The sequence below is a fragment of the Phenylobacterium sp. genome (genome assembly GCF_025934275.1).
Classification (GTDB): domain Bacteria; phylum Pseudomonadota; class Alphaproteobacteria; order Caulobacterales; family Caulobacteraceae; genus Phenylobacterium.
Genome location: NZ_JAICYI010000046.1, coordinates 13,509 through 30,162, shown reverse-complemented (window position 1 = coordinate 30,162; position 16,654 = coordinate 13,509). Strand labels below are relative to the sequence as shown.

Below are 16,654 nucleotides of genomic sequence, written 5' to 3'. Positions count from 1 at the left end.
GCGCGAGCGCCCGGGCGCGTACGGCTTCGTCGGCGCGAACGGCGGGTTCCTCTCGAAGTACTCGGTCGGCGTCTATTCAACCGAACCCGTGGAGTGGCGGGAGCATTCGTCCGCGCCCCTGCAGGCGCAAGTGGATAGCTGGGCCGCGCCGGCCGCCGCCCCCGAGACCGCGAGCGACGGCGTGGTGGAGAGCTACACCATCGATTATGGCCGCGGCGCGCCGATCGCGACGCTGGTCTGTCGGGCCGGCGACGGCGGGCGCTTCTGCGCCATGAGCGATCCGGACGATCCGAGCCTCGCGGCCGCGATGGGCCAGGCCGAGCCGCTGGCGGCCCGGGTCGCCACGCGTCGCGACGAGCGCGGCCGGCGCATCCTCAGCCGGTTCGACCCGGCGTGAGCCCGCAACCAGATCAGGGAGAGACGCGATGGACGATATCTTGAGCCTCGGCGGGCGCGTGGCGCTGGTCACCGGGGCGGGGCAGGGCGTGGGTCGCCAGATCGCCCTCCACCTCGCCGCCCACGATTGCGGCGGCGTGGCGGTGAACGACTATTTCCAGGAGCGCGCCGAGGCGGTCGTGGAGGAAATCAAGGCCGCCGGCGGCAAGGCGATGGCCGTCCAGGCCGACGTGACCGACTTCGAGCAGGTCAAGGCGATGGTCGCCAGGACCGCCGAGGAGCTCGGGCCGGTGGGCGTGCTGGTCAACAACGCCGGCAACATGGGCGCGAACCCGCCGCAGGAGGGCATGGGCAAGCCGTTCTGGGAGGTGGGCCCGCAGGTCTGGAACGCGGCCATCGGGGTGAATTTCTACGGCGTGATCCATACCGTGAGCGCGGTGGTTCCGGGCATGATCGCGCGCCAGGCGCCGGGCCGGATCATCACCATCATCTCCGACGCCGGCCGCTATGGCGACGCGGGCCTGGAGATCTACGGCGGCGCGAAGGCCGGGGCGGCGGGCTTCACACGCGGCGTCGCCCGCTCGCTCGGCCGCTACGGGATCACCGCCAACTCGGTGGCGATCGCCGCCACGCGCACCCCGGCCACCGTGCGCATGTTCTCCGATCCGGAGCGCATGAAGCGGCAGTTCGAGCGCTACATCGTCCGCCGGCCCGGCGAGCCCACCGACATCGCCAACATGGTGCTGTTTCTGGCCTCCGACGCGAGCTCGTGGATCACCGGCCAGACCTATCCGGTGAACGGCGGCTTCACCCTGGCGCTCTAGCATGAGCGGGACCGGCGCCTACGACTGGCCCGCGCTGCGCGAGGCCTACCGCCGCGACGGCGTCGTCAAGCTCGCCGCCGCCCTCGACGCGGCCCAGCTCGGCGAGACCCTGGCGGCTTACGAGTGGAGCCTGGCGCATCCGGGCCCGGGCGCGTCGAAGGACCGGCACACCCCCGACGTCACCTTCTACAACGACCTCTTCAACCCGCAGGCGCTCAGCGGCTATCGCGACATGCTGCAGGCCTCCCCGGTTCCTGGTTACGTGGCCGAGCTCTGGGACACGCCGGACGTCTGGTTCTTCTACGAGCAGGTGTTCCTGAAGGAAGGCGGCGAGGTCCGGCGCACCCCCTGGCATCAGGACTCATCCTATCTCGCCATCGGCGGCGAGGACCTGGCGGTGGTGTGGATCAGCTTCGACGCGCTAAGCGCGGCGGATTCCCTTGAGTTCGTGCGCGGCTCGCACCAGGGCGTGCTCTACAACGGCTCGGCGTTCAAGCCGGGCGACGACACCGCACCCCTGCACCCGAACTCGCGCCTGCCGCGGCTGCCCGACATCGAACGGGACCGCTCCGCGTGGGACATCGTCTCCTGGGCCGTCGAACCGGGCGATCTGATCGTCTTCCATCCGCAGACGCTGCATGGCGGCGGCGCGACGCACGGCGGCATGCGGCGGCGCACGCTCACCTTGCGGTTCTTCGGCCGGGGGGCCGTCTACGACCCGCGCGAGGGCGGGGCCGGGCCGCCGATCAAGGGCTTCCACCAGCGCCTGCGCGCGGGCGATCCGTTCCGCGATGCGAGCTTCCTCAAGCTGCGTTAGCGCGCCTCCGGAGCCGGCGGGCGGGCCAGCGGGCTCAGCCCTCGGCGCCCGTCTGGGAGTCGGCGTCGTCAAGGACCCCGAAGTCGCGCGACCGGGACCGTCCGTCGATCGGGTCATAGCCCTCGGCGGCCAGGCCGCGTTTCAACAGCTCGCGCACCGCCGCGGCCCGGCTCGGCATGCGCCGCGCGAACCGCCAGTCGTCGACGACGATCAGTTCTTCCTCGGTGAGCATGATCTGCAGCCGCTCGCCGCGGTTCAGCTCAGACATCGGCGGACCCCCGCTCCAAGTTGCTCGATCTCCCTCGTCGCCCCGTGCAGAGGCGCTCCCAGCGGGCTCAACGCATAGGCTCAACTTGGGTTTCCTACTCATTTGGCGCCGCTGGCGGCGGCGGCGCCATCAGCGCTTACGAGGCAAGCTGTGCGAGTGGAGCCAAGTACTCACCATGTATAAGGTGATGAATACCTGATCGCGTGAAAGACTGAATCAAGAATTAACTTGATTCTCTTCCTCGATGAGAGCTGAAGTGCTGCGGACGTTGAAGCCGCGAAGCCATCGGAGCCTCGCAGCGGGGGGAACGCCAGGAGCGTGACGACAGGCCCCATGAGTGCGTTCGAGATCTTCGTCGATGACGACCGCTACTCGGTGCCGACCCTGTTGCTGATCACGTCCGAGGACGAGGCGCTCGCCCGCCGTGAGGCCGTGGCCCTGCTGCTCGCCAGCCGCCACCACCTCGGCGTCGAGCTCTGCCGGGGCGACGACCGGTTGCTGGCGCTCGGAACCTTCGCCCAGGGCGCCCGCACCGAGATGTCGACAGCCCGCCAGCGCCGCGTCGCCGAATAAGATCGGCGCCTGCCGACGGACCCAGATCGCCCCTCCGGCGTTGCATCGGCGGGACGGCGGATCATCGGGATAGCGTTGCATGAGGCCACGAGACGTCCGCGCCATCGTATTCTGGATCACGACCAGCATCGTGCTCCTGGTGCTGAGCTATGGGCTGACGCGCAGCATCATCGTGGCGGCGGCGCTCGCCTGCGCCTACAACGCCTGGCTACTGACCCGCAGGCGCGCGCGCCGAGTGGTCGGGCGGCTTCGCGGCGACGTCGACTGGAGCGGCTACTATCACGACTGAAGGCTGGGCTCGCGGGCGACGCGGGACTGGGCGACCTCGGCGAGCGGCCGGCGCGCCCAGACGTCCTCGACCGGGCGGCGGGCCTGCAGCACCTCGCACCCCCCATCGCAAAGGCGCATGGCGGTGAGCACGCCGGTGGCGTAGGCGCCGGTGTCGAGCCCCACCCGATGGGCCAGCATCTGGGGCGCCTCGCCCTCCCAGGTGTGGCCGTGGACGATCACCTTCTCGAAGGGGCCGGGGGCGTCGAGAAATCCCTTGCGGATCCACAGCAGATCGCGCTCGCTCTGGCGCTCCCGGGGCACGCCCGGCCGCACCCCCGCGTGCACGAACAGGTAGTCGCCCACCTCGACCATCAGCTCGAGATCCTGCAGCAGCTTGAGATGGGCCGCCGGCATGCTGTCCATCAGCTCGTCGCGGGCGCGGACCAGTTCGGCGGCCGCATCGTCCTGGCGCGGCGGGATGACTCCATAGGCGGCCAGCGTCTCGGCCCCGCCGAAGCCGAGCCAGGGGCCGGCCCGCTCCGGGACCTCGAGGAATTCCAGCAGGGCCTGCTCATGGTTGCCCTTGAGCAGCCGCACCTCCAGATCCGGGCGGCGTCGCAGCCAGACCAGCGCCTCCACCACCTTCGCCGACTGCAGCCCGCGGTCGACGTAGTCGCCGAGGAAGATGAGCAGCGGCCGCCCCCGCCCGGCGTGTGCGCTCGAGTCGCGCGCGACCAGCGCCAGCAGGTCGCACAGCAGTTCGTAGCAGCCGTGCACGTCTCCGATCGCGTAGACGAGCCTGCCCTCGGTGCGGCGGGGAAGCGGCGACGGCTCCATCACGACCACCACGGCGCGTAGCGCGGCTTCCGGGACCCTCGCACGGCGAAGCGCCTGCGTCCCTCATCGCGCCGCGCGCGGGCCGCCGCCCGATCGAGCTCGGTGGCGAGCGCGCCGTAGCCGGCGCTCAGCCGTCGGGGATCGTGGGCGCGCGTGCGCCGCACCGCGTCCCACCGGTCGCGGTAGGAAACCAGCGCGGGCCGGGGCACGCCGGCGCGGATCGCGGCGGCATAGGCGCCGCGCAGCCGGCGGTCGGCGGCGGTGATGTCGGCGTAGCCGGCGCCGGCGCCCAGGCCGGCGTCGCGCGCCACGCGATGTGGGCGTGGCGATGCACGCTCCGGCGACGCGTGGATGGTCGCGGCCGTGGCGGACGGCGCTTGCGGGGCGGCCCCGGCCGGTCGCGGATCGAGCGGACCGAGCGGAGGCGTGAGAGGCGCAGGCCTGGCGACCTCGACCCGGAGCGGCTGGCGCGACGGCGCAGCGGGCCTTTCCGGGCCGCGGGTGACCAGGAACGCGCCGGCGGCGAGCCCCAGGAAGGCGGCGCTCGCAAACACTCCGGCGGCCGCCAGCCGTGAGGCGCGCGGCGTCTCCTCGCTGCCCCGGTTCAGTCGCGGTGGCGGGTGTGCAGGTCCGGTCCGGGTCGGCGCGGCGCCGAAGATCGCCTCAAGGTCGCGGGCGACGACGCGCACGGGCGCTCCGCGCCCGATCGGAGACCGCTCGAGCGCCTCGTGAGGCGGGGCTGTGTCGCTCGCCATGGGCTTCCCTGTGATCGGCGCATCCTCGAGCTGGCCTCCTCTAAACTGCCACCTGCCCAGCTTCGATCCCGGGCAACCGCGAGAAACCGCTTGCCCGGGTGATCCGGCCGCATTAGTTAAGTATATACTTAAGTGAAAAGGACGCCCATGCTCGTGCTGCACGCCCATCCGCTCTCGTCATTCTGCATGAAGGTGGAGATGGCGCTCTACGAACTGGGCGCACCGTTCCGGATGGCGTTCCTCGACCTCGGCGACGCCTCGGCGCGCGAGGCCTTCCAGGCGCTCTGGCCGATCGGCCGGATGCCGGTGCTCCGCGACGAGGCCACCGGCCGGACCGTGCCGGAGACCAGCATCATCATCGACTACCTTGCGATCTTCCATCCCGGCGACATCGAGCTGATCCCGCAGGATCCGCAGCTGGCCTGGCGGGCGCGGTTCTGGGACCGGATCTTCGACCTGCACGTGCAGGGCCCGATGCAGCGGTACTCCGAGTTCCGGCTGGCTCGCCCGGGCGCCCGCGACGAGGCGATCCCCGAGATCGTCAGGGACCAGCTCGCGAGGGCCTACGACGTCATCGAGCGCGAGATTGGCGAGGCCTGGATGCTGGGGGAGGGCCTGACCATCGCCGACTGCGCCGCCGCGCCGGCGCTGTTCTACGCCGATCGCATCCGCCCGCTGGCCGAGGCCCATCCGCGCACGGCGGCTTATCGCGACCGCCTGATGGCGCGGCCGTCCTTCGCGCGCGCCCTGAAGGAGGCCGAGCCTTACCTGCAGCTGGTGCCGTTCTGATGGCCGACGCCTCCGGCCCGCTCGACCGCGTGTTCCACGCGCTCGCCGACCCGGCGCGGCGCGGCATGCTGGAGCGGCTGACCCGCGGACCGGCGTCGGTCAGCGAGCTGGCCCGGCCTTTGTCGATGTCGCTGCCGGCCGTCGTGCAGCATCTGGCGGTGCTGGAGGCGAGCGGCCTGGTGATCAGCGCCAAGCACGGACGCGTGCGCACCTGCCAGCTCGAGCCCGGCTCGCTGCAGCCCGCTGAGCAGTGGATTAACGAACGGCGCCTCGGCTGGGAGCGCCGCCTGGACCGGCTGGGCGACTATCTCGCCCGCCAGACCGCCAAGGGCGACGAAGGGAGCCCCGCATGAGCGAACGCAACATCACCCACGGAACCTTCAGCCTGGAGCGCACCTACGATGCCCCCCGCGAGCGGGTCTACGCCGCCTTCGCGACCGCCGAAGGCAAGGCTGCCTGGTTCGAGGGCGGCGACGGCTATGCGATCGTCGAGCGCGCCTTCGACTTCCGCGAGGGCGGGAGCGAGCGGCTGGTCGGCAAATGGACGAGCGGCGTGGTGAGCCAGTTCGACGCCCGCTACTTCGATGTCGTGCCGGGCGAGCGCATCGTCTACGCCTACGAGATGCGCCTGAACGGAGCCAAGATATCCGTCTCCCTGGCCACCATCGAGTTCAAGCCGTCCGGACGCGGCACGCGCCTGCTGCTCACCGAAAGCGGCGCCTTCCTCGACGGCTACGACGACGCCGGCAGCCGTGAGCACGGCACCAACCTGCTGATGGACCGGATGGGCGCGTCGCTGACGAAGGCGCTCGCGGGCGTCTAGGGCTTGGCGGGCGCGGCCGGCTGCTGTCGGGTCATGACCAGGGGTATCGAGGTCGGCCCCTGCGACCACTTGCCGGTCAGCGTCTTGCCGTCCGGCGAAAGGGTCGCGGTGTAGTCGGCGCCGGCTTCCAGGAACAGGATCTGCGAGGTCGCGCCCTTCTGGTCGATGATCCGCCCCGGGATGCCCTGGACGCCCTGGTCGACGCTGTCCAGCGACGCATTGGGCAAGCCTTCGGGCGCCGGCGAGACGTGCAGGGCGAGGTGCAGCGTATGGGTTCCTGCGCTGAGCGACCCCGCCCAGTCGCCTTCGATGGACTGCGCCGCCGCAGGTCCGGCCAGGACCAGGGCCGCGCCGACGCCGGCGACAAGTCGATGCAATCTGCTCATGGTACGCCTCCCGAACACCGTTCGGGCGAGGCTACGCCCGGCGCCCGCGAGGGGAAAGCCTCAGATCGAGAAGCTGACGCCGCAGCCGCAACTCGACTTGGCGTTGGGGTTGCGCACCCGGAACTGCGCGCCGACGAGCTCGTCGACGAAGTCGATCTCCGAGCCCTTGAGCAGGGCCAGCGAGACCACGTCGACGAGGGCGCGCGCGCCGTCGCGCTCGACGATCAGGTCGTCGTCCTCCGCCTGATCCACCAGATCGAACTGGTACTGGAAGCCCGAGCAGCCGCCGCCTTCCACCGCGACGCGGAGCATCAGCGGCCGGCCCTCGGCCTCGCCGATGGCGCGGATACGCCGGGCGGCGGCCCGGGAGAGGGTCACGTCGGAGGTCAGGGCGGCTACGGTCATGTCATGTTAAATGAAATTCGGGCTTAGCCTATATGAGGTCCCCTGCGGCTTCGACCAAGAGCCCGATCGCCAGAAGGCCTGGATGCCCTCGACCCCGCCCCGCGCGCCTTACGCCGAACGCCCCTCCGCCTCGCGGGGCCGCAAGGTCGCCGAACCGGAGAGCCCGACGCGGACCCCGTTCGCCCGCGATCGCGACCGGATCATCCACGCCACTGCTTTCCGGAGGCTGAAGGAGAAGACGCAGGTCTTCGTCGCCCACGAAGGCGACCATTTCCGCACCCGGCTGACGCACTCGCTGGAGGTCGCCCAGGTCGCCCGCTCGATGGCCACCTCGCTGGGCCTCGATCCCGACCTCGCCGAGACGGTGGCGCTGGCCCACGATCTCGGCCACCCGCCGTTCGGCCACGCCGGGGAGGACGAGCTGCAGCTGCAAATGGACGCCTTCGGCGGCTTCGATCACAACGTGCAGACCTTCCGGGTCGTGACCAAGCTGGAGCGCCGCTACCCCCGCTTCGACGGGCTGAACCTCAGCTGGGAGACCCTGGAAGGCATCATCAAGCACAATGGGCCGGTCGCCGACCGCCTCGACCGTCCGTCATGGTCCGCCATCGCCGAGTTCGACCGCGACTACGACCTTGGCCTCTCGACCTGGGCCTCGGCCGAGGCCCAGGTGGCCGCGCTCGCCGACGACATCGCCTACAACACCCACGACGTCGACGACGGCGTCGCCGCCGGCCTCTTTAGCCTCGAGGACCTGCTGGACGTCCCGCTCGTCGGTCCGCATGTGGCCGGCGCTCTGCGCGAGTTTCCCGATTGCGACCGCTCGATCATCCGGCTCGAGGCGGTGCGCCGGATGATCGGGGCCATGATCGAGGATGTGCTGGCCGAGACGCGACGGCGCGCGGCGGCGGCGAAGCCGAGATCGCCCGAGGACGTCCGCAACCTCGGCCACGCGCTGGTCGCCCTGTCGCGCGACACCGCCGAAGGCCTGGCGCAACTGCGCGCCTTCCTGATGGAGCGGATGTACCGCCACTGGCGGGTCAACCGCACCCGCAGCCAGGCGCGCCGGATGCTGGCCGAGATGTTCCTGCTGTTCCTCGCCGAGCCGGACGTGCTGCCCGAGGAATGGTGGCGGCGCGCCGCCGAGCGCGACCAGGCGGGCCGCGCGCGGGTGGTCTGCGACTACATCGCCGGCATGACCGACCGCTTCGCGATCGAGGAGCACCGGCGGCTGTTCAACCTGGACGTCTGGAATTGATAGCCAGGTTTCGGGCGCGGGCCGGACCCTGCGGCGTCGGGGCGCCTTTGCACCGCGGCTTCGCCCACAGAAAATGCGCCGCGCATGACGGGCTGGGGCGCACGCTTCGCTAGACTGGGGTGTCGCGGCGCGTGATTCGCGCCACACCGACATGCGGAGCTTGCCGATGTCCGACCACGAGCGCGGCGCCTACACGCCTCCGACCGATGCGCCGCTGGCCTTCGAGTCGCGCCGGCCGGTGCGCGGCGCCAATCCCTTTCCGCTGACGCTGGTCGCGAGCGTCCTGGTGCTGATCGGCCTCGCCGCGGCGATCTTCGTCTTCTATCGCTCGGGCGTGCGTCAGGGGAGCCGGCCGCCGCAGGCCGTGGGCCAGCCGGTGGGCGCCCTGAAGGAGGCGGCGCCGCCGGACGCCCAGCCGCAGGACGCCGCGCAGGGGCTGCAGATCTACCGCTCCGAGGCCGGCCAGTCGCCGCAGCCGGTCGAGGCGCCCCCGCAGTTCACCGCGCCGCCCGAGCAGCCCGCCCCGCGCCCGCTGGCGCCGGCCGCGTCCACGCCGCCGCCGGCCGCTGCGCCCACGACACCGATCGCCAGCGCTCCGGCTGCGGCCCTTCGTCCCGCCCAGGAGCCGCCGACGCCCGCCGCGCCGACCCGGCTGGCCGAGGCGAAGCCGTCGCCCAGGGCCGCGGCCCCCAGGCCGGAAAAGGCGGCCTCCGCCAAGCCCACGCACGAGAAGGCGGCCGCAAGACCCGCCGCTGAGAAGACGCCTGCCAAAGCGGCGGAAAAGCCAGAGACGCAAGTCTCCGCCGGGAAGGGGGGCGCAGCGGTGCAGATCGGCGCCGTGGGCTCGCCGCAACTCGCCGACAAGACCTGGAACGAGGCGGTGGCGGCCGCGCCGGGCCTCGCCGCCGGCAAGGGCAAGGGAGTCGAGCCGGTGGAGAAGGGCGGCAAGACCCTCTACCGCACGTCGGTCACCGGCTTCGCCACCCGGGCCCAGGCGCAGGCCTTCTGCGCCAGGCTGAGGGCGGCCGGGAAGGCCTGCTTCGTGAAATGACCTCCCGGGCGGTCATCTTCGGCTGCTCGGGGCCCGTGCTCACGCGCGAGGAGCGGGCCTTTTTCCGCGACGTGCGGCCCTGGGGGTTCATCCTGTTCGCGCGCAACGTCGAGACGCCCGATCAGGTCCGCCGGCTGACGGCCTCCCTGCGGGACGCGATCGGGCGGCCCGAGGCGCCGATCCTGATCGACCAGGAGGGCGGGCGCGTGCAGCGGATGCGCCCGCCGCACTGGCGACGCTATCCGCCCGGCCGCGCCTACGGCCAGATCGCCGGCAACGATCCGCTGCTCGCCCGCGAAGTCGCCCGCCTCGGCGCACGGCTGATCGCCCACGACCTCGCCGGCGTCGGCATAAATGTGGACTGCGTCCCCCTGCTCGACGTGCCCGACCCCTCGGGGCACGAGATCATCGGCGACCGCGCGTACGGCCAGAGTCCCGAGGAGGTGATCCGGCTGGGCCGCGCCGCCGCCGAAGGCCTGATCGCCGGCGGCGTGCTGCCGGTCGTCAAGCACATGCCCGGCCACGGCCGCGCCCGGGCCGACACCCACCTGGAGCTGCCGGTGGTGGAGGCGCCCCTCGAGGCGCTCGAGCGGCGCGACTTCGCCCCGTTCAAGGCGCTCTCCGACATGCCGCTCGGCATGACCGCGCACGTGATCTACGCCGCGCTCGATGCGGCCCGCCCGGGCACCACGTCGAAGACCGTGATCCGCGAGGCGATCCGCGGCGCGATCGGCTTCGACGGCCTGCTGATGACCGACGACCTCTCGATGAAGGCGCTCTCCGGCGACTTCGCGACGCGGGCGAAGTCCGCGCTTGCCGCCGGCGTCGACGTGGTCCTCCACTGCAATGGCGAGATGGCGGAGATGGCGGCGGTGGCGAACGGCGTCCGCGAGCTGACGGGGCGATCTGCCCGCCGGGCGAAGGCGGCGCTGGCCAGGCTGCCGCGCGCGCCGGAGCCGCTCGATCTCGCCGAGGCCCGCGCCCGCTTCGAGGCGGCCTTCGACGGAAGGTTCGCGGCATGAGCATGGGCTTCCAGCCGGGACTCGACTTCTCCGCCGCCGAGAACGCCGCCCTCGACGGCGAGGCGCTGATCGTCGATCTGGACGGCTACGAAGGGCCGCTGCACGTGCTCCTGGCGCTCGCCCGCAGCCAGAAGGTCGACCTTCTGAAGCTCTCGGTGCTGAAGCTCGCCGAGCAGTATCTGGCGTTCGTGCAGGCGGCGCGCCGGCGGCGCTTCTCGCTCGCCGCCGACTACCTGGTCATGGCCGCCTGGCTCGCCTACCTGAAGTCGCGGCTGCTGCTGCCCAAGCCCGAGCAGCCCAAGCCCGACGAGCTGCCTGCGGAGGAGGTCGCCGCGCGGCTCGCCTTTCGGCTCGCCAAGCTCGACGCCATGCGCAAGGCCGCAGACGCCCTGAAGGCCCGACCTCAGCTCGGCCGCGAGGTGTTCGGCCGCGGCGACCCGGAGGCTGTGCGGATCCTCCCCTCGGGCCGGATCGAGGGCGATCTCTACACCCTGATGAGCGCCTACATCGGCCAGCGGCGGAAGGAGCAGGCCCGGCGCTACACGCCCGCGCCGCCGCAGGCCTATCCGTTGGAGGACGCCCGCGAGCGCTTGCGCCGGCTGTTGCCCGAGCTCGCCCGCTGGACTCCGCTCGCCGGGGTCGCGCCATTCGCGCCGGAAGGGCAGGGGCCGAGCCGCGCGTCCTATGTGGCCTCGACGCTTTCGGCCAGCCTGGAGCTGGTCAAGGACGGCGCCTTGGAAGCCCGCCAGTTGGAGGCGTTCGCCGACATCTACCTTCGCGCCAGGGGAAGGGCCGCGTGAGCGACGCCACCGAACGCGAGATCGAGGCGCTGCTGTTCGCCGCCGCCGGGCCGCTCAGCGAGGCGGACCTGGGGCGACGCCTGCCGGAGGGCGCCGACGTGGCGGGCGCGATCGCGGCCCTGCAGGCGCGCTACGCCGGCCGCGGCGTGGAGCTGGTCTGCGTCGCCGGGCGCTGGCGATTCGAGACCGCCGCCGACCTCGCCTGGCTGATGACCGAGGAGCGGGACGAGCCGCGCCGCCTCTCCAAGGCGGCTCAGGAGACGCTGGCCATCGTCGCCTACCACCAGCCGGTGACCCGGGCCGAGATCGAAGCGGTGCGCGGGGTGCAGGCGAGCCGCGGCACGCTCGACGTGCTGCTGGAGCTCGGGCTGGTGCGGATGCGCGGGCGCCGCCGCACGCCGGGCCGGCCGGTCACCTACGGCACGACCGACGCTTTCCTGGAGCACTACGGCCTGGCCAGTCTCGCCGACCTGCCGGGCGCGGCCGAGATGAAGGCCGCCGGCCTGCTCAGCCTCGACCTGCCGCCCGACTTCGCCGTGCCCGATCCGAGCGCGGCCTCCGCCGACGAGGACCCGCTGGAGGCCGGCGACGGGCCCGAATTCCACACCGACTTCCTGGGCGCGCCGGAGGAAGAGACTGCCTGACCGGCGCATGGCGCGCGAGCGGCGGACAGACTATATTGCGGCCGAGAGATTTGCGGGCGCGGCGGCACGGTGGCTCCGCGGGACGCTCAAGGAGTTACTACGAGATGGGTTCTTTTTCGATCTGGCACATCATCATCGCCGTGGGCCTCCTTGCGCTGCTGTTCGGCGGCCGGGGCAAGATCTCCGGGATCATGGGCGACACCGCCAAAGGCATCCGCGCCTTCCGCGAGGGCCTGAAGGGCGATGACGAGCCCCAGTCCGCCGAGGCCAAGCCGCTCCCCAAGGAATCCGAGAAGGACAAGGCCCGCAGCTGACGCGCCCGCGCGCTTGTCACCCCGCGTTCCCCTTCCGCTGAAAGCGCGCTAAGGCCAGCGCCATGTTCCTCGAAGGAAAGACCCTCGAGCTCATGATCGCCGCCGTCGTGGCGCTGGTGGTTGTGGGGCCCAAGGACCTGCCCATTCTGCTGCGTCGGCTCGGCCAGTTCATGGGCCGGATGCGCGGCATGGCGGCGGAGTTCCGCGCCAGTTTCGACGAGATGGCCCGCCAGTCCGAGCTCGACGAGCTGCGCAAGGAGGTCCAGGCGCTTCGCCACGGCCAGCTCGCCGAGATCGCCGGCCAGACGCCGGAGATGACCCGAACGCTCGACGACATCCACCAGGGTCTCACCGACGCGGGCGTCCAGCTCCACCCGCCGATGAGCTACCAGTTCTCGCAAGAGACCGCGCCGCCGCCGCCGGAGCCGGCGTCCGGCGTCCCCGCGCCGAAACCGAAACCCAGGGCGAAGAAGACCGTGGCCAAGGCGGCCAGCGCCTCTTCGGGCGCGGCGAAGGCGGCTCCAACCAAGCCCGCCGCCAAGCCGCGAACCCGGAAGGGCGGGTCGGCCTCGTGAGCGACGTCGATCCCGAAGCCGCCGAGATCGAGGCCTCGCGCGCGCCGCTGCTCGATCACCTGATCGAGCTGCGCCGGCGGCTGATCGTCTCGATCGCGGCGATCTTCGTCGGCTTCGTGATCTGCTTCTTCTTTGCGACGCCGCTGCTCGAGTTCCTGCTGCACCCCTTCAAGATCGCCACGCAGCTGTTGGCGATCCGGCAGGCGAATCATGCGGAAGGATTTGACCTCGCTGGGCTGCTGACCGGCGCGAAGAACATGATCCTGGCGCTGATCGGCGTGCTTCAGCTGCCGCCGCCCAAGGGCCAGGTCACCGGCTTGATCGCGACGGCTCCGCTGGAGGTCTTCTTCACCAAGGTCAAGCTGGCGGCCTTCGGGGGCCTCGTGCTGGCCTTCCCCCTTCTCGCCTGGCAGGTCTACGCCTTCGTGGCGCCCGGCCTCTACAGGCGCGAGCGCAAGGCCTTTCTGCCGTTCCTCCTGGCGGCCCCGGTGCTCTTCGCCGTGGGCGCCGCCATGGTCTACTACCTGATCCTGCCGTGCCTGCTGTGGTTCTCCTATTCGCAGCAGATCGTGGGCACGACCGGGATCTCCGTGCAGCTGATGCCAAAGGTCGAGGACTACTTCGGCCTGGTGACCACGCTGGTGCTCTGCTTCGGGCTGTTCTTCCAGCTGCCGGTGGTGCTGACGCTCTTGGCCATGGCCGGCATGGTCAACGCCGGCATGCTGTTCAAGGGCTGGCGCTTCGCGGTCGCCGGCATCGTCGTGGCGGCGGCGATCGTCACCCCGCCAGACCCCATCAGCATGACCCTGCTCGCGCTGCCCATCGTCGCGCTCTATTTCGTCTCCATCGGCTGCGTGAAGCTGATCGAGCGCAAGCGCGCCCGCCAGGACGCCGCGGCTCCGGTCTGACCGCCGCCGCCCGATTCAGGCCGGCGATCCCGGCTCGGGGATGACGGGTTGGCGCCCCCGCCGACGCGCTCTAGAGAGGGCCGCCTCCAACCCCTTCCGCGGCCGCCATGCACGACATCCGAGCCATTCGCGACGATCCCGAGCTTTACCAGAAAGCCTGGGACGCGAAGGGCCTCTCCGGCGCCCGGATCGTGGCCCAGATCCTCGACCTCGACGGCCAGCTGCGCGCCGCGCAGACGGCGCTGCAGGCGGCGCAGGCCGAGCGCAACGAGGCCTCCAAGAAGATCGGCCAGGCCAAGGCCCAGAAGGACGAGGCGGAGGCGACCCGTCTCATGGCCCACGTCGAGACGCTCAAGACGACGCTCGAGAGGCAGACGGAGGCGGGCCGCGAGGCGGACGAGCTCCTGAAGGCGCTGCTGGAGGGCCTGCCCAATATTCCAGCGCCGGACGTGCCGGCGGGCCGCGACGAGCACGACAATGTCGAGGTCCGCCGCAGGGGCGAGCCGTTCGCGATCAAGAGCGCCAAGGACCACCAGAGCCTCGGCGAGGCGCTCGGGCTGATGGACTTCGAGGCGGCCGCGCGGATGAGCGGATCCCGCTTCGTGGTGCTGAAAGGCGAGCTCGCGCGCCTCGAGCGGGCGCTCGGCCAATTCATGCTCGACCTGCAGACCCGCGAGCACGGCTACCTCGAGGTCGCCCCGCCGCTCATGGTCCGCAGCGAGACCATGTTCGGCACCGGCCAGCTGCCGAAGTTTTCTGACGACCAGTTCGCGGCCTTCCCGGGCCTCGAGACGGCCCGAGCGGTCGCGCCGGGCGAATGGGCGGCGGCGCCGGAGCTGCGCTGGATGATCCCGACGGCCGAGGTTTCGCTGACCAACCTCGTGCGCGAGCAGATCACGCCCGAAGAGGACATGCCCTTCAGGCTCACGGCGCTCACGCCGTGCTTCCGCGCCGAGGCCGGCGCCTCGGGCAAGGACACCCGCGGCATGATCCGCCAGCACCAGTTCAACAAGGTGGAGCTGGTCTCGATCACCGCGCCCGAGCAGTCGGCCGAGGAACACGAGCGGATGGTCGGCTGTGCGGAAGCCGTCCTGAAGCGCCTGGATCTGCCGTTCCGCACCATGCTGCTCTGCGCCGGCGACATGGGGTTCTCAGCCCGCAAGACCTACGACCTGGAGGTCTGGATCCCGTCGGAGGACCGCTACCGCGAGATCAGTTCCTGCTCGAACTGCGGCGACTTCCAGGCCCGCCGCATGGACGCCCGCGCCAAGAAATCGGGCGAGAAGGGCACCCGGTTCGTGCACACGCTCAACGGCTCCGGCCTCGCCGTCGGCCGCACGCTGGTCGCGGTCATGGAGAACTATCAGGACGAGGGCGGGCGCATCGCCATCCCGCAGGCCCTTCATCCCTACCTGCCCGGCATGACGCATATCGGGGGCCAGGGGTGAGGATCCTCCTCACCAACGATGACGGCATCCACGCGGAGGGGCTGGCGGCGCTGGAGCGGATCGCGGCCCGGCTCTCGGAGGACGTCTGGGTCTGCGCGCCGGAGTACGAGCAGTCGGGCGCGAGCCGGGCGCTCACGCTCGCCGAGCCGATCCGCGTGCGCCAGATCAGCGAGCGCAAGTTCACCACCACCGGCACGCCCACCGACTGCGTCATGCTGGGCGTGCATGAGCTGGTGCCGGGGCCGCGCCCGGACCTCGTGCTGTCGGGCGTCAACCGCGGCGCCAACCTCGCCGAGGATGTCACCATGTCCGGCACGGTGGCCGGGGCCATCGAGGCCATGGCGCTGGGCGTGCCCGGCATCGCCCTGTCGCAGATGGGCTTCTACGAGCCCGGGGCGACGTTCGAGGCGGCGGAGACGCATGCGCCGGGCGTGATCGCCCGGCTCGTGGAGATCGGCTGGCCGGGCGACGTGGTGCTCAACATCAACTTCCCGAACCGCGCGCCGGCCGAGATCGCGGAGGTGGAAGTCACCCGCCAGGGCTTCCGCGACGCCCACATCCGCATGGCCGAGAAGCGCACCGACCTGCGCGGGCGCGACTACTATTGGGTCGGCTTCCGCCAGACCCGCTCGAGCTCGCCGGAGGGCACTGACCTGCGGGCGCTCTACGAGGGCCGCATCTCGGTCACCCCGCTGCACATCGACCTGACCCATCAGCCCACCGTCCACGACCTCAAGAAGGTGCTGGGCGGGCCGCCGCCGGCGCTCTGATGGGCGGCGAGGGCGACAACCCCATGGCCCCGGAGGGCGAGAGCGCGCAGCTCGCGCGGCTGATCCTCACCCTGCGTTCCCAGGGCGTCACGGATCCGAAGGTGCTCTCGGCCATCGAAACGACGCCGCGCGAGGTCTTCACCCCCGACCTTTTCAAGGAGCGCGCCTGGGAGGATTCCGCCCTCCCCATCGCCTGCGGCCAGACGATAAGCCAGCCGTTCATCGTCGGCCTGATGACCCAGGCGCTGAAGCTGGAGCCGCGCGCGCGGGTGCTCGAGATCGGGGCGGGTTCCGGCTACCAGACGACGATCCTCTCCAAGCTCGCCCGGCTGGTCTACACGGTCGAGCGCTACCGCACCTTGCTGCGCGAGGCGGAGGGCCGCTTCCAGGCGCTCGGGCTCACCAACGTGATCACCAAGTTCGGCGACGGCGGCAAGGGCTGGCCGGAGCAGGCGCCTTTCGACCGCATTATGGTCACTGCGGCGGCGCCGTCGGAGCCGAAAGCCTTGCTGTCGCAGCTGAAGCCGAACGGCGTCCTGGTCGCGCCGATCGGCAAGGGGCCGGTCCAGAGCCTCCGGCGCTACACCGGCGACGGCAGGGGGGGCTTTGCGGTCGAGACGCTGGCCGAGGTCCGCTTCGTGCCCCTGCTCGACGGCGTGGCGAAGGAGCTTTGAGCCCTCCGGCCCCTGCTGCGGCGCTTTGCGGGTGGTTTCGCGCGGAC

Annotated in this window: 23 protein-coding genes and 1 pseudogene; 19 read left to right on the top strand and 5 right to left on the bottom strand. The window is 71.3% G+C overall.

The annotated features are described in order from the left end of the window. The 3 genes and pseudogenes from Q0W60_RS12415 to Q0W60_RS12405 form a co-directional block, all read left to right on the top strand. Positions 1-397: pseudogene (locus Q0W60_RS12415) on the top strand (hypothetical protein); the annotation flags it as partial. 28 nt (positions 398-425) lie between these two features. Next, positions 426-1,220 carry an SDR family oxidoreductase gene (locus Q0W60_RS12410; protein ID WP_297696025.1) on the top strand — a complete coding sequence of 265 codons (795 nt, stop codon included), beginning with the start codon at positions 426-428 and terminating at the stop codon, positions 1,218-1,220. Between the two features lies 1 nt (position 1,221). Continuing rightward, positions 1,222-2,037, top strand: a complete 816-nt coding sequence (locus Q0W60_RS12405; RefSeq protein WP_297696023.1) for a phytanoyl-CoA dioxygenase family protein — start codon at positions 1,222-1,224, stop codon at positions 2,035-2,037. Between the two features lie 34 nt (positions 2,038-2,071). On the opposite strand, the gene Q0W60_RS12400 is transcribed toward Q0W60_RS12405, so the two are convergent. After that, complete coding sequence (locus Q0W60_RS12400) at positions 2,072-2,305, bottom strand: hypothetical protein (RefSeq protein WP_297696021.1); 234 nt, start codon at positions 2,303-2,305, stop codon at positions 2,072-2,074. A gap of 333 nt (positions 2,306-2,638) precedes the next feature. On the opposite strand from Q0W60_RS12400, the gene Q0W60_RS12395 reads away from it, so the two are divergent. After that, complete coding sequence (locus Q0W60_RS12395) at positions 2,639-2,878, top strand: hypothetical protein (RefSeq protein ID WP_297696020.1); 240 nt, start codon at positions 2,639-2,641, stop codon at positions 2,876-2,878. A gap of 79 nt (positions 2,879-2,957) precedes the next feature. After that, a complete protein-coding gene (locus Q0W60_RS12390; RefSeq protein ID WP_297696018.1) occupies positions 2,958-3,167 on the top strand; it encodes a hypothetical protein in 210 nt (69 codons plus the stop codon). Here Q0W60_RS12390 and Q0W60_RS12385 read toward each other — a convergent pair. Both Q0W60_RS12385 and Q0W60_RS12380 read right to left on the bottom strand, forming a co-directional pair. After that, positions 3,158-3,985, bottom strand: coding sequence for a metallophosphoesterase family protein (locus tag Q0W60_RS12385; protein WP_297696016.1), 828 nt, complete (start codon positions 3,983-3,985; stop codon positions 3,158-3,160). The genes Q0W60_RS12390 and Q0W60_RS12385 overlap by 10 nt on opposite strands. Then, on the bottom strand, positions 3,985-4,740 hold the full coding sequence (locus tag Q0W60_RS12380; protein WP_297696015.1) for a hypothetical protein: 756 nt from the start codon (positions 4,738-4,740) through the stop codon (positions 3,985-3,987). The genes Q0W60_RS12385 and Q0W60_RS12380 overlap by 1 nt, the downstream gene beginning before the upstream one ends. A 147-nt stretch (positions 4,741-4,887) precedes the next feature. Here Q0W60_RS12380 and Q0W60_RS12375 point away from each other — a divergent pair, with 147 nt between their 5' ends. Genes Q0W60_RS12375 through Q0W60_RS12365 form a run of 3 tightly spaced genes read left to right on the top strand, consistent with a single transcriptional unit; the run spans position 4,888 to position 6,352 of the window. Beyond that, complete coding sequence (locus Q0W60_RS12375) at positions 4,888-5,529, top strand: glutathione S-transferase family protein (protein WP_297696013.1); 642 nt, start codon at positions 4,888-4,890, stop codon at positions 5,527-5,529. Further along, positions 5,529-5,882: a metalloregulator ArsR/SmtB family transcription factor gene (locus tag Q0W60_RS12370; RefSeq protein ID WP_297696011.1), complete on the top strand. Its 354-nt coding sequence runs from the start codon at positions 5,529-5,531 to the stop codon at positions 5,880-5,882. Before Q0W60_RS12375 ends, Q0W60_RS12370 begins: the two co-directional genes overlap by 1 nt. After that, a complete protein-coding gene (locus Q0W60_RS12365) occupies positions 5,879-6,352 on the top strand; it encodes an SRPBCC family protein (RefSeq protein WP_297696008.1) in 474 nt (157 codons plus the stop codon). The genes Q0W60_RS12370 and Q0W60_RS12365 overlap by 4 nt, the downstream gene beginning before the upstream one ends. Here the strand turns inward: Q0W60_RS12365 and Q0W60_RS12360 are convergent. Together Q0W60_RS12360 and erpA are read right to left on the bottom strand one after the other, a co-directional pair. Next, positions 6,349-6,738, bottom strand: a complete 390-nt coding sequence (locus Q0W60_RS12360) for a hypothetical protein (protein WP_297696006.1) — start codon at positions 6,736-6,738, stop codon at positions 6,349-6,351. The two genes, Q0W60_RS12365 and Q0W60_RS12360, sit on opposite strands and share 4 nt — an antisense overlap. Before the next feature lie 60 nt (positions 6,739-6,798). After that, positions 6,799-7,128 carry an iron-sulfur cluster insertion protein ErpA gene (erpA, locus tag Q0W60_RS12355; RefSeq protein ID WP_297696031.1) on the bottom strand — a complete coding sequence of 110 codons (330 nt, stop codon included), beginning with the start codon at positions 7,126-7,128 and terminating at the stop codon, positions 6,799-6,801. Between the two features lie 97 nt (positions 7,129-7,225). Here erpA and Q0W60_RS12350 point away from each other — a divergent pair, with 97 nt between their 5' ends. From Q0W60_RS12350 to Q0W60_RS12300, 11 genes are all read left to right on the top strand, one after another. Next, entirely contained in the window at positions 7,226-8,401 is a 1,176-nt protein-coding gene (locus Q0W60_RS12350) for a deoxyguanosinetriphosphate triphosphohydrolase (RefSeq protein ID WP_297696004.1), read from the top strand. A gap of 166 nt (positions 8,402-8,567) precedes the next feature. After that, the gene (locus Q0W60_RS12345; RefSeq protein WP_297696002.1) at positions 8,568-9,452 is read left to right on the top strand and encodes an SPOR domain-containing protein; all 885 of its coding nucleotides are present in this window, start codon (positions 8,568-8,570) and stop codon (positions 9,450-9,452) included. Continuing rightward, complete coding sequence (nagZ, locus tag Q0W60_RS12340; RefSeq protein WP_297696000.1) at positions 9,449-10,474, top strand: beta-N-acetylhexosaminidase; 1,026 nt, start codon at positions 9,449-9,451, stop codon at positions 10,472-10,474. The genes Q0W60_RS12345 and nagZ overlap by 4 nt, the downstream gene beginning before the upstream one ends. Then, positions 10,471-11,274 carry a ScpA family protein gene (locus Q0W60_RS12335; protein WP_297695999.1) on the top strand — a complete coding sequence of 268 codons (804 nt, stop codon included), beginning with the start codon at positions 10,471-10,473 and terminating at the stop codon, positions 11,272-11,274. The genes nagZ and Q0W60_RS12335 overlap by 4 nt, the downstream gene beginning before the upstream one ends. Next, positions 11,271-11,918: an SMC-Scp complex subunit ScpB gene (gene scpB / locus Q0W60_RS12330; RefSeq protein WP_297695997.1), complete on the top strand. Its 648-nt coding sequence runs from the start codon at positions 11,271-11,273 to the stop codon at positions 11,916-11,918. Before Q0W60_RS12335 ends, scpB begins: the two co-directional genes overlap by 4 nt. 104 nt (positions 11,919-12,022) lie before the next feature. Continuing rightward, positions 12,023-12,232: a twin-arginine translocase TatA/TatE family subunit gene (locus tag Q0W60_RS12325; RefSeq protein ID WP_297695995.1), complete on the top strand. Its 210-nt coding sequence runs from the start codon at positions 12,023-12,025 to the stop codon at positions 12,230-12,232. Between the two features lie 62 nt (positions 12,233-12,294). Continuing rightward, positions 12,295-12,807 carry a Sec-independent protein translocase protein TatB gene (gene tatB / locus Q0W60_RS12320; RefSeq protein WP_297695993.1) on the top strand — a complete coding sequence of 171 codons (513 nt, stop codon included), beginning with the start codon at positions 12,295-12,297 and terminating at the stop codon, positions 12,805-12,807. After that, complete coding sequence (tatC, locus tag Q0W60_RS12315) at positions 12,804-13,715, top strand: twin-arginine translocase subunit TatC (protein ID WP_297695991.1); 912 nt, start codon at positions 12,804-12,806, stop codon at positions 13,713-13,715. Before tatB ends, tatC begins: the two co-directional genes overlap by 4 nt. Positions 13,716-13,822: 107 nt before the next feature. After that, a complete protein-coding gene (serS, locus tag Q0W60_RS12310) occupies positions 13,823-15,163 on the top strand; it encodes a serine--tRNA ligase (RefSeq protein ID WP_297695989.1) in 1,341 nt (446 codons plus the stop codon). Further along, positions 15,160-15,933 (top strand): 5'/3'-nucleotidase SurE, encoded by a 774-nt coding sequence (gene surE / locus Q0W60_RS12305; protein ID WP_297695987.1) that lies wholly within the window; start codon positions 15,160-15,162, stop codon positions 15,931-15,933. The genes serS and surE overlap by 4 nt, the downstream gene beginning before the upstream one ends. 23 nt (positions 15,934-15,956) lie before the next feature. After that, the gene (locus Q0W60_RS12300; RefSeq protein ID WP_297696029.1) at positions 15,957-16,607 is read left to right on the top strand and encodes a protein-L-isoaspartate(D-aspartate) O-methyltransferase; all 651 of its coding nucleotides are present in this window, start codon (positions 15,957-15,959) and stop codon (positions 16,605-16,607) included. The last annotated feature ends 47 nt before the right edge of the window (positions 16,608-16,654 follow it).